16 protein-coding genes and 1 tRNA gene are annotated in these 12,592 nt (G+C 60.5%); 4 read left to right on the plus strand and 13 right to left on the minus strand.

Annotated features, from left to right (window positions below; translation table 11 throughout):
* Positions 1-65 precede the first annotated feature (65 nt).
* The 4 genes from RM533_RS09920 to RM533_RS09935 form a co-directional block, all read right to left on the minus strand.
* Positions 66-141 (minus strand) — tRNA-Lys (locus tag RM533_RS09920).
* A gap of 37 nt (positions 142-178) precedes the next feature.
* Complete coding sequence (gene folK / locus RM533_RS09925) at positions 179-709, minus strand: 2-amino-4-hydroxy-6-hydroxymethyldihydropteridine diphosphokinase (protein WP_311341084.1); 531 nt, start codon at positions 707-709, stop codon at positions 179-181.
* A gap of 4 nt (positions 710-713) precedes the next feature.
* A complete protein-coding gene (aguB, locus tag RM533_RS09930) occupies positions 714-1,568 on the minus strand; it encodes an N-carbamoylputrescine amidase (protein WP_311341085.1) in 855 nt (284 codons plus the stop codon).
* A gap of 65 nt (positions 1,569-1,633) precedes the next feature.
* Complete coding sequence (locus tag RM533_RS09935; RefSeq protein WP_311341086.1) at positions 1,634-2,488, minus strand: class I SAM-dependent methyltransferase; 855 nt, start codon at positions 2,486-2,488, stop codon at positions 1,634-1,636.
* Between the two features lie 128 nt (positions 2,489-2,616).
* Between RM533_RS09935 and msrA the strand changes: the two genes are divergently transcribed.
* Positions 2,617-3,162: a peptide-methionine (S)-S-oxide reductase MsrA gene (gene msrA, locus RM533_RS09940; RefSeq protein WP_311341087.1), complete on the plus strand. Its 546-nt coding sequence runs from the start codon at positions 2,617-2,619 to the stop codon at positions 3,160-3,162.
* Between the two features lie 102 nt (positions 3,163-3,264).
* Here msrA and RM533_RS09945 read toward each other — a convergent pair whose 3' ends face one another.
* Complete coding sequence (locus RM533_RS09945) at positions 3,265-4,554, minus strand: RsmB/NOP family class I SAM-dependent RNA methyltransferase (RefSeq protein WP_311341088.1); 1,290 nt, start codon at positions 4,552-4,554, stop codon at positions 3,265-3,267.
* Positions 4,555-4,665: 111 nt separating this feature from the next.
* On the opposite strand from RM533_RS09945, the gene RM533_RS09950 reads away from it, so the two are divergent.
* A complete protein-coding gene (locus RM533_RS09950) occupies positions 4,666-4,842 on the plus strand; it encodes a DUF1674 domain-containing protein (RefSeq protein ID WP_311341089.1) in 177 nt (58 codons plus the stop codon).
* 30 nt (positions 4,843-4,872) lie between these two features.
* On the opposite strand, the gene RM533_RS09955 is transcribed toward RM533_RS09950, so the two are convergent.
* From RM533_RS09955 to RM533_RS09990, 8 genes are all read right to left on the minus strand, one after another.
* Positions 4,873-5,265, minus strand: a complete 393-nt coding sequence (locus RM533_RS09955) for a DUF4112 domain-containing protein (RefSeq protein ID WP_311341170.1) — start codon at positions 5,263-5,265, stop codon at positions 4,873-4,875.
* Between the two features lie 96 nt (positions 5,266-5,361).
* Positions 5,362-6,783, minus strand: a complete 1,422-nt coding sequence (locus tag RM533_RS09960; RefSeq protein WP_311341090.1) for an ABC transporter substrate-binding protein — start codon at positions 6,781-6,783, stop codon at positions 5,362-5,364.
* A 107-nt stretch (positions 6,784-6,890) separates the two neighbouring features.
* Positions 6,891-7,274 carry a PilZ domain-containing protein gene (locus RM533_RS09965; protein ID WP_311341091.1) on the minus strand — a complete coding sequence of 128 codons (384 nt, stop codon included), beginning with the start codon at positions 7,272-7,274 and terminating at the stop codon, positions 6,891-6,893.
* An 81-nt stretch (positions 7,275-7,355) separates the two neighbouring features.
* Positions 7,356-7,814 carry an RNA polymerase-binding protein DksA gene (gene dksA, locus RM533_RS09970; protein ID WP_311341171.1) on the minus strand — a complete coding sequence of 153 codons (459 nt, stop codon included), beginning with the start codon at positions 7,812-7,814 and terminating at the stop codon, positions 7,356-7,358.
* Between the two features lie 201 nt (positions 7,815-8,015).
* A complete protein-coding gene (locus RM533_RS09975) occupies positions 8,016-9,152 on the minus strand; it encodes a GNAT family N-acetyltransferase (protein ID WP_311341172.1) in 1,137 nt (378 codons plus the stop codon).
* A 117-nt stretch (positions 9,153-9,269) separates the two neighbouring features.
* The gene (locus RM533_RS09980; protein WP_311341092.1) at positions 9,270-9,740 is read right to left on the minus strand and encodes a RidA family protein; all 471 of its coding nucleotides are present in this window, start codon (positions 9,738-9,740) and stop codon (positions 9,270-9,272) included.
* On the minus strand, positions 9,737-10,381 hold the full coding sequence (locus tag RM533_RS09985) for a type IV pilus inner membrane component PilO (protein WP_311341093.1): 645 nt from the start codon (positions 10,379-10,381) through the stop codon (positions 9,737-9,739). The genes RM533_RS09980 and RM533_RS09985 overlap by 4 nt, the downstream gene beginning before the upstream one ends.
* Complete coding sequence (locus tag RM533_RS09990; protein ID WP_311341094.1) at positions 10,378-10,659, minus strand: DUF3572 family protein; 282 nt, start codon at positions 10,657-10,659, stop codon at positions 10,378-10,380. Before RM533_RS09990 ends, RM533_RS09985 begins: the two co-directional genes overlap by 4 nt.
* Before the next feature lie 420 nt (positions 10,660-11,079).
* Here RM533_RS09990 and RM533_RS09995 point away from each other — a divergent pair, with 420 nt between their 5' ends.
* Both RM533_RS09995 and spt read left to right on the plus strand, forming a co-directional pair.
* Positions 11,080-11,322, plus strand: coding sequence for an acyl carrier protein (locus tag RM533_RS09995; protein WP_311341173.1), 243 nt, complete (start codon positions 11,080-11,082; stop codon positions 11,320-11,322).
* A gap of 5 nt (positions 11,323-11,327) precedes the next feature.
* Positions 11,328-12,587 (plus strand): serine palmitoyltransferase, encoded by a 1,260-nt coding sequence (gene spt / locus RM533_RS10000; RefSeq protein ID WP_311341095.1) that lies wholly within the window; start codon positions 11,328-11,330, stop codon positions 12,585-12,587.
* Positions 12,588-12,592: the final 5 nt, after the last annotated feature.

The following is a 12,592-nucleotide window of genomic DNA, read 5'->3' on the forward strand; positions in this document are numbered from 1 at the left end:
AACGGACACCAGACGGACATGACATTTCGAATTACACTCTAGCTTTCGCCAAGTGCTTGAAAATATGGTGAGCCCTGCTGGGTTCGAACCAGCGACCTACTGATTAAAAGTCAGTTGCTCTACCGACTGAGCTAAGGGCCCCACCAGGGGTCGCAAGTAAGCAGCCGTTTGCAACCGGTCAACCCGCTTGCTTGCAAAGCCTGCTCAAAAGCTGCCGTACGGTAAGCCCCGTCACCGGATCACGCCAGGCGCCGGCGATCGCTGCCGAAGGGCGCAAGACGAAATCCCGGGTCCTGAACAGCGGGTGCGGAATGACAAGGCCGGGTGCATTCCACCGGCCACCCGACCACAGCACGATATCGAGGTCCAGCCGCCGTGCGCTCCAGCGCTGCCCCTTGCTTCGGCCGCCGAACTCCTGCTCAAGCTGCTTGCAAAAAGCGAGCAGTTCACCCGGCAGCAAGGTGGTTTTCACCAGCGCCGCAGCATTTGCGTAATTGCGCAGCGACGGTCCCACAGCTTTGCTGGGGACAATGGGCGACCTGGCGATACAGGTGAGCGTGTCGCTGCTCAGCCGATCAAAGGCAGAGCAAAGCACATGATGCGGCAAACCAAGGCGCGGATGCGGCATGTTGCCGCCAAGCGCCAGCAGGTAACATGTTTGGTTGAGCGCCACCGGGATCATCGCCTTGTCCTTGCCGACGCTATTCAAGGCGTCAGATGTCCTGTGCCAGCCGCTCATATAGCTGCGGTCGGCGGTCGCGAAAAAAGCCCATTCCAGCCCGGTGCCTGGCCGCGCGGGCAAGGTCTAGCGTCGCGCATAGCACACCGCTTTCCTCCCGGCCGAATTGCGTGATCATATCGCCCCATTCATCACAAATGAAGCTGTGCCCATAAAAGGTCTGCTGCTCCCCTTCCTTGCCGATGCGGTTTGCCGCAATCACTGGCATGCAATTGGCCACGGCATGACCGCGCATGGCGCGGCGCCACATGCGGCTCGTGTCAAGATCGGCATCATATGGTTCTGACCCGATGGCCGTGGGGTAGAGCAGAAGCTCGGCTCCCATCAGCGCCATGGCTCGGGCAGCTTCGGGGAACCATTGGTCCCAGCAAATGCCGACACCAATGCAGGTGCCGAACAATTCCCAGACCTTGAACCCCGTGTTGCCGGGGCGGAAATAAAACTTTTCCTCATAACCCGGTCCATCAGGGATGTGGCTCTTGCGGTAGGTGCCGGCAATCTCGCCGTCAGGTCCGATCATCGCCAGCGTGTTGTAATAATGCTGTCCGTCGCGTTCGAAGAAGCTGGTCGGGATGGCGATCTTCAGCCTTGCGGCAAGCACCTGCATTGCGCGAACAGAAGGGTGCTGTGCGGTTGGCCGGGCAAGGGCAAACAGCGCCTCATCCTCGGTACGGCAGAAATAGGGGCCGGAGAACAGTTCCGGCGGCAGGACGATCTGCGCGCCCCGGTGCGCCGCTTCCTCAACAAGGGCGGCGGTGCGGGCGATATTCTCCTGCTCGTCCAGGCTGGCTAACGCGCATTGCAGCGCAGCGATCGTGATCTGGGTCATGGTGCATCAGATATGATCGCACCATGCGCAAGTCCACCACCGTTGCGCCAGCTGCGCCAGCCGCGTCAGCTTCGTTTGCGGAACAGGAGCGTCATGCGGTCGCTTTCGCCGATCGGTTCAAGCTCTGCATTCCGCTTGGTAGAAAAGTTCGGGGACAATTCCCAAACGCCAGCGGGATGATTTGCGGTGTCCCGCGGGTTGGCATTGATCTCGCTGCTGTCGACTAGGTCGAAGCCATGCGCCTCTACCAATGCAACAACGTCCTTCTGACGCAGATAACCTTTGCTGCCTTCGGTGTAGGAAGCAGGCGCCGACGGTCCGGCGCGGTGCTGCACGATGCCGAGCATGCCTTCGTCTGTCAGCAAGGCGCGGATGCGGGTGAGTTCATTGTTGATCAGGCCGGAGCGGAAAAGATTGTGCATTTCGCGAAAGATGAGCGCGCGATCGACGCGGCCTTCATAAGCAGCCAGATCGGGTGCATCGGACGCGACCGTCATCACCGGCGCACCGGCAAGGTTCCACTTCGGCAATTCCTGTGCAAATTTGCCCGGCAGGCCGGCAAAATACTGAGCGCTGCGCGCATCGTCGGATCTGGCAGCATCGGGGGTAAGTCCGATATATCGCCCCTGCGCGCCCAGATAGGGTACCAGCACCCGCGTGTACCAGCCGCCGGCAGGCATGTAGTCAATCACGGTCATGCCCGGCTTCACCTGAAAGAATGCAAGCGTTTCTGCCGGATGGCGCCAGATGTCGCGCACCGCATCCGCGGTTCGCCCGGCATCCTGCACCGCGCTTTGCGGCGCAGCATTGTCCATGGCGGGATCGCTGGCCATGGGGTGCAAAGCTGCGTGATGATCCGCCATCGCCGGCATAGCGACAAGCGCCAGAGGAGCAATCATCGCAGTGAGCATGGTCTTCATCAAAGGCATCCTTGCATGTTGTCTCAAACTGTTTTGCCGCGCAGTCTAAGCGTGCAGACCCGCTTTGCAAAGCGCTGGTATCGGCAGGCGCAGTGCCTATCTTTGCAGCCGAAGGAGAAAGCACGACCATGGCGAACGAACAGGCAGTGATTGCAGGCGGATGCTTCTGGTGCACAGAGGCGGTTTTCAACGATGTAATAGGTGTAACCAAGGTGGAAAGCGGCTACATCGGCGGCACCACGGACAATCCGACCTACCGGGAGGTGTGCTCGGGCAATACAGGCCATGCCGAAGCGATCCGCGTCTTCTTTGACAGCGATGTCATTTCGCTGGCAGAAATTTTCGATATTTTCCTTGCGACACATGACCCGACGCAGCTCAATCGACAGGGCAATGATGTCGGTACGCAATACCGCTCCGCTTTCTTTCCGCTGAACGCGGAACAGGAGGCAGCCGCTCATGCCGCAATCGCAAGGTCGCAGGCGCAGACAGATCGCAAGATCGTCACTACGATCGAACATGCGGACAATTGGTTCGACGCTGAGGATTACCACCAGGAATACTGGAGCGGAGAAGGGCAGCGCAGCCCCTATTGCATGGCGGTAATCCCGCCCAAGCTGCAGAAACTGCGCAAGAGCTTTGCCAGCAAGTCCAAGACAGAGGCGGCCGCTTGACGGAAGGGCGGGGACCCGGCGCGTGTAAACGGGCCGGGTTCAGACACCTTGCGCAGGCATCGGTTTTAACCAGGAATGGTGGTCTATACAGTCAGCCTGTGATCAGCCTGGCTTGAAGCGGGCGATGAAAAACCCGTCCATGCCACCCGGCTCGGACAACATGCCGGGATCGGTGCGTACCCACCCCTGATCGTCCGGCTCAAGGCCAAACGGCAATTCTTCGGCCCGGATCGGATCGGTCACCAGGCCCTGATCCAGATCCGGGCTTACACAAGCCTGTGCCTGCTGCTCGCCTTCTTCAGGTTCGAGCGAGCAGACTGCATAGACAAGGGTTCCTTCAGGTGCCAGCCACTGGCGCGCGCGGGTAAGCAGGTCGGCTTGCAGCAGCGTCTGATCTGCGATCTGGCGCGACGAAATGCGGTGGAGCACATCGGGGTGGCGGCGGCAGGTGCCCGTCGCGGTGCAAGGTGCATCGAGCAGGATGGCATCAAAGCCGCCATGGCTTTGCCTGTCATCATCAAGGGGCGGTGCCCAGTCACGTGCATCCGCCTGTATGGTGTGAGCGGCAAGACCGGTGCGGCGCAGATTGTCTTTCAAAAGAGCAAGCCGGCGCGCCGAACTGTCAAGCGCGGTTACTTTCCAACCAGCGGCACATAGCTGCATGGTCTTGCCGCCGGGTGCCGCACACAGGTCGAGCACGGATCGTCCCTTGCCCGAACCCAGCAATCGTGCCGGTATGGAGGCGGCAATATCCTGAACCCACCAGGCACCTTCGGCATAACCGGGCAGATCGGTCACATTGCGCCCGCGTGCCAGGCGCAAATGCCCTTCGTCAAGAACCGATGCATCGAGCCGCGCGGCCCAGTCAGCAGTCTGTGCAAATTCTCGCAGCGTGAGGTCGAGCGGGGGCGGTTCGGCCAGTGCGGCCGCAATGAAAGGCAGGCGGCCGGGCCATGCATCCTGCCACCGCGCCTGGACCTCTGCCGGCAGGGTTGGCGTTGCACCCAGCGCGCTGGGCCGTTTCATCAATGTGGAAAATACGCCATGCGTCAGTCTGCGTGGGCCACCTGTCAGCAGCGGCAGGCCGGTGGCGACGATGGCATGAGCCGGACTGCCAAGCCGCCACGCCTGTGCCAGCATCATGCGCAGCACCATCCGCGCCTTTGCGTCAGGCGCGAGCGGCTGACGTGTGACGCTGTCGATTGCATTATCAAGGTCCACCAGCCAGCGCAGCACTTCGGACGCAATGGCCCGGGCCAGGCCGGCATCTGCCGGGCGCAGGTTTCTGGTAGCCTGTTCGAAAGCAACATCGAGAGTATCGCCGCGGCGTGACACGGCATCGAGCATGCGCAGGCAAGCGCGGCGGGCGGGCAATCCGGAGGTTTCGACCATACATGTCTATTGCCGCACAGACAGGTTGTGGCAATGGCTAGCGTGTGAGGCTTTGTCTTGCATCGCAAATTTGCCGATTGCGCAATCTCATGGCGCCCCCATGTGAGGTGCATGACCAATACAGCAAAGCGCGCGACTGCGCGACCCGACGGCTTTTCCAAGCCTGATTACTGGACAGATGCGCCTGCACCGCAGCCAGGCCCCGGCTCCCGCCACGAGGAGAAGGACCGGCCCGATCCTACCCGCTATGGCGATTGGGAGAAGGATGGGGTGGCCATCGACTTCTAGCGTTGCTTCACAGCCGTCAGCGGCCACCGTTTACTGGTCGATGATCTGCTGTTGCGGATGATGCTTGTCGAGATGAGCCCGGATGATGCGCAGGTTCTTTGTATTGGAGCGGTAAAGGAAATCAAAGGCATCGCCCAGCAGGGGAACCGCGCCAATGGCGGTATCAACTCCGATATTGGCCGCCATGCGAGCAATTTTCCACTTGGGCATGTGCAGATTGCGCGCTTCCCAAACTATGTAGGCACCCATCGACGCGGTCAGCAGATCACCAAGGATGGGGATCAGACCTGCAACAGCGTCCAGCCCGACGGGGCGCTTTGTCCCGGGAATGGTAAAGCTGCGCTCCAGCAGCCTTTCCATTGCTTCGACGCGGTGCCGCACTGAAGCAGGGTCGCTGCCAAAGCCAGGCATGCCTGCCGCCATGCGTTGTGCGGTGTGCAGTGTTTTGCCGCGCTTTCCACCGCCCGTAAGCGGCATCCCATTCCTGTCCGGCATATGCTGTCCTTCGCGTCCTGCCCCTTAGCTGGGGCCGCGGCCCAGCGCAGACAAGGGGTGAATCGCCCAGGGGTTCACGGCAAAGCCGGCCAGTCCGCCGCGCACCAGCGAGAACCGCACCGGCTGCCCGAAAGAGACGTAACCCTGGACGGCGGTAAGCTCAGCCTCCGCCCGGGTCAGAAGATAAGCTCGGACGATCGGGTCACTTTCCGAGCGGGCCTGTTCAACAAGTGCGTCGGCCTGCGCAGAGCAGGCAGCACGCGTCACCTTGCAATTCAGGCGGTTTAGGTACCAGTCCGGCTGGCTATAGCTCGACACGGCATCGATCAGCCACAGATCAGCCCGGTTTGCATCGTCTGCCCGCACCAGATTAATGCCGATCGCCGCGTAATCTGCTTTCAGCCGTGTCAATATGAGTTCGCCGCCGCGGCCCTGCGGCAGAGCAATGCTGAGCGGCGCAATCTGTTCATTTGCCGCCTGCCACTGGGCGACCCTTGCCGACGCTATCGCCTGCCTCTGCTCCAGCGGCAGTGCCTGCCATTGCGGCGCGTCTTGTCCGGCAAGGGCGGAAAGTTCGGGCGGAGCAATCCCGATGCGCGGGCTCCAGCCCCCACCGATGCCGAAGGGGGTGATCAATTGCTCCCGATCAAGGGCAAGCGATAGCACTTCGCGATTGGCGGCATCGGCGAGAAAACCTCCGCCAGGAGCAACACCAAGGCCGAACAGACCGGCAACAGGATCAAGCCGGATGGTTCCGCGCAGCAGCCCGCCGCGCCGGACATGCGGCAGCGCATCGATGCCGCCACCAAGCAGGATGTCCGCGGCTCCTTCCTCGAATTCAGTCACGGCCTCCAAGGGAGCAAGACGCCGAAGCTGTAGCGGACGGATCGGCAGCGACGATCCTGACGCGTCACTTGTGCCAGGGATGGGGCGCGGCACCAGACTGGCTCGCCCGTCCTGTTCGGAAAGGACCATGCCGTCGTCATTTACGCGGTCCACCAGCGCCAGGGTTGGATGCGCCAGCAACTGGAGAAACTCAGGCATGGGCGCGCTTAACTGCACTTCCACGACCCGTCCGGTGCGGGCACGCACATTATCGATGATGTCGAGATCAAGGCCGAGCGCGGTATTGTCTTGCGAGGCGATTGCCTTGCGCAAGGTGTTGCGCACCATGGCAGCGTCAACCTGCGTGCCGTCAGGTGCGGTCAGACCATTAGCGATGCGGAAAATATAGCTCAGTCCGTCGTCCGTGACGATCCAGCGTTCCGCGATGCCGGGTCGGATCCGCCCTTCTGCATCAAAGCTGACCAGCCCCTCGTGAGTGGCTGCGCGGATCACCTGAGCGCCGGGATCATCCTCATGCGAGAAGCTGTTCGATCCTGCGCCTTCGACAAGGATGATTTCGATGGCGCGATCTTCCGGTGCATTGCACGACAGCAGCAGCATGCATGCCAGTATCGGCGCGCACGACCGATTTCTTGCTCCGAACATCACCATACGGCCGCTCTAGCAGGAAGAAACGTGCGCGTCAGCCTGGCCGCACCCGCTGCCGATCAACCTTGCGGTGTTCCGTCGAGCTCGGGCTTGCGGCCAGAAGATTCTGGCAGATCTGCGTCATCAACCGGATAAAGCACCTTGTGCGATGCCACTTCATGGTCAAACGCAATCCCGCAGCGATCGCCCGCTGCCCAAGCCACGGTGCCCGCAACCCAGCCAATGTTGCGCAGCGTTACCGAAAGGCGGTCGCCCCGCGATACCCGCATCAGACCTTCCGCCATGATCCCGAAATCGGAAATGTTGCGCAGCTTTACTGCAACAGGCTCGTCATGTCCGTCGATTCGCAATTGTGCAGCGAGGAACAGCGATTCGCGCTCCTGCCTGCGCATGTCCCGATCTGCCATTGCCTCGCTATCCTGCCTTACCCGCTGTTCGGTCATCAAGCCTCGCTTATGTAGATAGAACCAACTAACAACGTCTTAACAAGCTGTTTGAAGACACAGTGCCTGATATCAGGGGCGTCAATCATCGCGTGATACACGTTCCCGGCGTTCGTGCGCCTCCTGCGCTTCGATCGTCATGGTCGCGATTGGTCGGGCAATCAGACGACCAAGGCCGATCGGCTCTCCGGTGATCTCGCAATAACCATATTCGCCGTCATCGATCCGCCGCAGCGCCGCGTCGATCTTGGCGATAAGCTTGCGTTGCCGGTCCCTTGTCCGGAGTTCTATGCCCCAGTCCGTCTCGCTTGATGCCCGATCGTTTGGGTCAGGCTCACGCAAAGGGCCATCCTGCAGATGCAGCAGCGTGTCTGCAGCAGCGTTGTGGATGGATTGCTTCCACTCCACCAGCAGACGGCGAAAAAACTCCAGCTGGTGGTCGCTCATGTAGGGTTCCTGCACGCTTGGCGTGTAGTCACCTCCGACCCTGCGCCGCGCCTGCAACAGGATGTCGGTTTCGGTTGCGGTTCCCTGATCCATGTTGTCCTCCGCCTTTGAGAGTCGCGGCGTTTCGCCGATGACCCAGTCCAGCATGCCCCTCGGCTTGCGCCTATAGATATTCGTTCTGCTGCACACAAGCTGCATCGCCAGCTTCCCTAGGACCGCCCGATGATACTCAGCCACAGGCCGTGTTCGCACGCTGTCCGTTCGCAGGCTGTCCGTTGATACGATGTCCCGCTGTCACTCTGCCTTGCGGAACGGCACCATCGCCGCGAGCATGTCGCGATCGGCGCCAACCTGCTCGGCTTCGCGCTTTACGAAATCGGCTACCGCTGCCCTGAACCCCTCATCGGTGATGTAATGAGCAGAAAAGGTGTGAACAGGCTCGTACCCACGCGCGAGCTTGTGTGCGCCTTGCGCGCCTGCCTCCACGCGGACAAGGCCGCGTTCGATTGCAGCGTCGATGGCGCGGTAATAGCACAGCTCGAAGTGCAGGAAAGGTCGGTCGACCAATGTGCCCCAATATCTTCCGTAGAGCGCTTGCGGCCCGATGAAATTGAGCGCTCCTGCAACAGGCGTGCCGTTGTCCATGGCCAGCATCAGCAGCACTTCATCCGCCATGCGCTCGCCGATGAGATCGAACGTCGCGCGGGTGAGATAGGGCTGCCCCCATTTGCGCGCGCCCGTGTCCTGGTAGAATTGCCAGAATGCATCCCAATGGTCGGGACGAACCTCGCTGCCGGTAAGATCCAGCATCTGCAGGCCCTGCGTTGCGCGGGCACGTTCCTTGCGGATTGCCTTGCGCTTGCGTGACGAAAGGCTGTCAAGGAACGCTTCGAAATCGGCATAATTACGGTTCTGCCAGTGAAACTGCACATCCTGGCGAATGAGCCACCCGGCGTCACGAAACAGCGGCAACTGATCCTGCTCGACAAAGGTCGCATGGGCAGAGGACATGCCGTGTTGATCACACAGCATTTCAATCGCCTGGATCATGGCAGCGGCATCGTCCCGGTTGCGGGCAAGGATGCGCGGGCCGGTGGCTGGCGTGAACGGCACCGCGATCTGCAGCTTGGGATAATAGCTGCCGCCTGCCCGGTGCCATGCCTCAGCCCAGCCGTGGTCGAACACATATTCGCCCTGGCTGTGCCCCTTGATGTAAAGCGGCACGGCGGCGCTGAGCGATGTGTCCTGCCCCTCCATCACCAGCGGGGCAGGCTTCCAACCGGAACGACCGCCGACGCTGCCGGCTTCTTCCAGCAGGGACAGGAAGCGGTGGCTCGTAAAAGGATTTCCTGTGGCATCGAGTGCGTCCCACTGACCGGCAGGCAGGCTCGACACATCGGGAGCTATCCGCACGGAACGGCCTTGCGGCATATCAGTGACATTCCCGGCGGCGAGCGCCACCAGATGGACATTCTGCAGGATCGGCCGGGCAGTTGAGGCCGTCCGCTGTTTCGGGGCGGAAAAAGTGAGGTATCACCAGCACCAAGATCAGTTAGGCCGAACCATACAGATCGCGTCAATCTCCACGCAGGCTCCCAGCGGCAGCGCCGCGACGCCAACAGCGCTTCGGGTGTGACGACCCGCTTCGCCCAGAACATCGGCGATCAGTTCAGAAGCGCCGTTCGCAACCGCAGGCTGATCTGTAAAATCGGAGCTTGAGGCAACAAACGCGCCAAGCTTTACAATGCGTTCAATCCGGTCGAGCGAGCCGAGCGCCTTTTGCGCCTGCGCCAGGATCATGATGCCGCAGGCCCGTGCTGCAGCGACGCCTTCGTCAAGCGACACGTCATGACCCAGCCGCCCTTTCTTGAGGACGCCATCCACAAAAGGGAGTTGGCCTGAAATATACAGCATGTTGCCTGTCTGAAGGGCAGGCACATAGCTGGCGACGGCAGCGGCGGCATCGGGCAGGGTAACGCCAAGCTGGGTCAGACGCTCGGAAATAACGTCACCGTTCATGAATCTTGTCCTTCGATATTCTTGAGGAGCCAGGAAAGAGCTGTCTGCCAATCGTCGATCCGGGCGTGGGCATCGCCAGCCTTGAAGGCACATTCGACGTGGGGCGCAACTCCTGGCTCACCGACAAAGTGGAGCCGGGTCACCGCAGGGGCAACAACGGCGACGGAATTGTGATGCACTGAAAGATCGTCGATGAAAAAGGCCGGGCGATGTTCGCCCCGTTCCGCCAGGATTGCCTGCAGTGCAGGACCCTTTGGTCCTTGATTGGTATAGACAGGCACATCAAGGCCAAGAGCGGCCAGTTGCCGGCGGCGTGTATCGTTGCGAAAATGTTCAAGATTGGTGAGCACCACCACCTCGGCATGATCGGACAGCGTGTGCATGGCAGCAATGGACCCCGGCACCGCATCCTGCCGGTGCATCTGCGTATCGAAAAAGCTGCCGAGCAATTTCCACATCTCTGCATGCGGCAGGGGTTCCTGTTCGCCGCGGCGGCGCATGCCATCGCCAAAGCCGCGGGAGAAATCGAGCAGGATGTCGTGGTCCTCTTCCAGCCAGTCCCGGAAATGCGGGATCATCCGCAACAGCACCTCGTCGCAATCGGTAATGATAAGCGGGCGGCTGGAAGCGGTGGTTTTCATGATGTTACCCTTGTCGCAAGCGCCGCATGCGCATCGATGATGCAGACAGGGTCGCAGTCGAGGGCATCGGCTGCGGCCAGCAGGTCGGCCTCGTGATTGGTAAGGAATTCGAACACTGCCAGTTGCACCTGCACATCGGCGAGGCCGGAGCGCAAAAGGTCAGGTGTGAGGCCCGTCAAGGAAAGCAGCCGTTCGGCGCGCCTGTCATCCTGCAGCACCCAGGCAAGGGTCATCAACGCAAGCGTGTCCGCGTCGGGCGCAGGGGAAACTGTTTTCATCGAGCAAAGCCATTCGCAAGGTAAGGGCGCAAGGCGCGAGGAGAGGAAAGACAGGTTGCGGTGAGATAGGTGGGGTCAGTGAGCTATGGGCAAAAAACATGAGGCCAGAACGCATAAGGGCAGAGAATGTGAGGACAGGAGCAACCGGTCGAACCTGAAAGCTAGGGATTGCAGTGCAAGAGGGCAAGTTGCCACGCGCATAAGGGTGGCTGCGCCTGCCTCAACACATGATCCATCATGCAGCGTGCTCGTCGTCGGTCTGGTCCGCCTTTCGGCTCTGGGTCCATCCCTCGTCAGGCCAGCTGTAGCGGCGTCCGGCTTGGCTTTCTGATTGCTCGTTAGACATGCCGGTCTTGACAGGCGCTAATCCGGTCGCTTTGCCAAACGGGCGAATGCACAATGCTGGAGAACGGCCGGATCATGGACCGCCAAGAGACGAAGACGCGTATCGACACCCTCATAGAAACCTTCAACAAGCAAGGCGTCACAATCACGGAGGAGACGAGCTTTACAAGGGATCTGGAGTGGGACAGCCTGACGGTGATGGATTTTGTCGCGGCGATAGAGGATGAATTCGACATCATCATCAGCATGAACCAGCAGGCGGAAATCGAAACCTACGGTCAGCTTGTCGATGCCGTCACGCGGCTGCGTCAGGGCTGATCGCGATGACTGAGGCGATCAGCCAGCCCCATCGGCCGGACCCGGTGCCTGCTCCGCTCAAGGGAGAGCGGGACCTTTTCACGAAATTCGATCCGCTGATCCAGCAGCGTCGCGAACTGCTGGAAAGCGGTCTTGCCGATCCTTTTGCCATGGTGATGGAAAAGGTGCTGTCGCCGGTTACCGCCATTTGCAACGGACGCGAGACGATCCTGCTTGGCACCTATAACTACATGGGGATGACGTTCGACCCCGACGTCATTGCCGCTGGCAAGACGGCGCTGGAAGATTTCGGATCGGGGACGACGGGCAGCCGGGTGTTAAACGGCACCTATGCCGTACATCGCGATGTCGAGGAAGCGCTGCGCGAATTTTACGGCATGGATCATGCCATGGTGTTTTCCACTGGCTACCAGGCCAATCTGGGGATTATTTCCACCATTGCCGGCAAGGGTGATTACATCGTTCTTGACATCGATTCGCATGCGTCGATCTGGGATGGCTGTGCGTTGGGGCAGGCAGAGGTCGTGCCGTTCAAGCACAATGATATCGAAGCCATGGAAAAGCGGTTAAAACGCATTCCTGCAGAAGCCGGCAAGCTGGTCATCCTTGAAGGGGTGTATTCCATGCTTGGTGATGTCGCGCCGCTTCAGGAGATGGTAAAAGTTGCCAAGGCAAATGGCGCGATGGTGCTGGTCGATGAGGCGCATTCCATGGGCTTCATCGGGCCCAACGGACGCGGCGTTGCCGAGGATGTCGGCGTTATCGATGACGTGGACTTCATCGTCGGCACTTTTTCCAAAAGCGTCGGAACTGTTGGCGGCTTTTGCGTTTCCAATCATCCCAAGTTCGACATCATGCGGCTGGTGTGCCGCCCCTATGTGTTCACCGCTTCGCTGCCGCCGAGCGTGGTGGCGACCGCGGCGACTTCGATCCGCAAGCTGATGCACGCCGCGGACAAGCGCGCGCATTTGTGGGCGAATTCGCGCCGCCTTCATGCAGGGTTGCAGGAGCTTGGCTTCCAGCTCGGCACGAAGACCCCGCAAAGCGCGATCATTGCAGTGCTGATGCCTGATCTGGAGCGGGGTGCCGCGATGTGGAATGCGCTTTTGCGTGAGGGGCTTTACGTCAATCTGGCGCGGCCGCCTGCCACACCTGCGAATGTCACCTTGCTGCGCTGTTCGCTTTGTGCCGAACACACGCAGGAGCAGGTCAGTGACATTTTGGAGATGTTCGAGAAAGCAGGCAAGGCAGTCGGCATTATCTGAACCCG

Source organism: Croceicoccus esteveae (assembly GCF_031846435.1).
Taxonomy (GTDB): domain Bacteria; phylum Pseudomonadota; class Alphaproteobacteria; order Sphingomonadales; family Sphingomonadaceae; genus Croceicoccus; species Croceicoccus esteveae.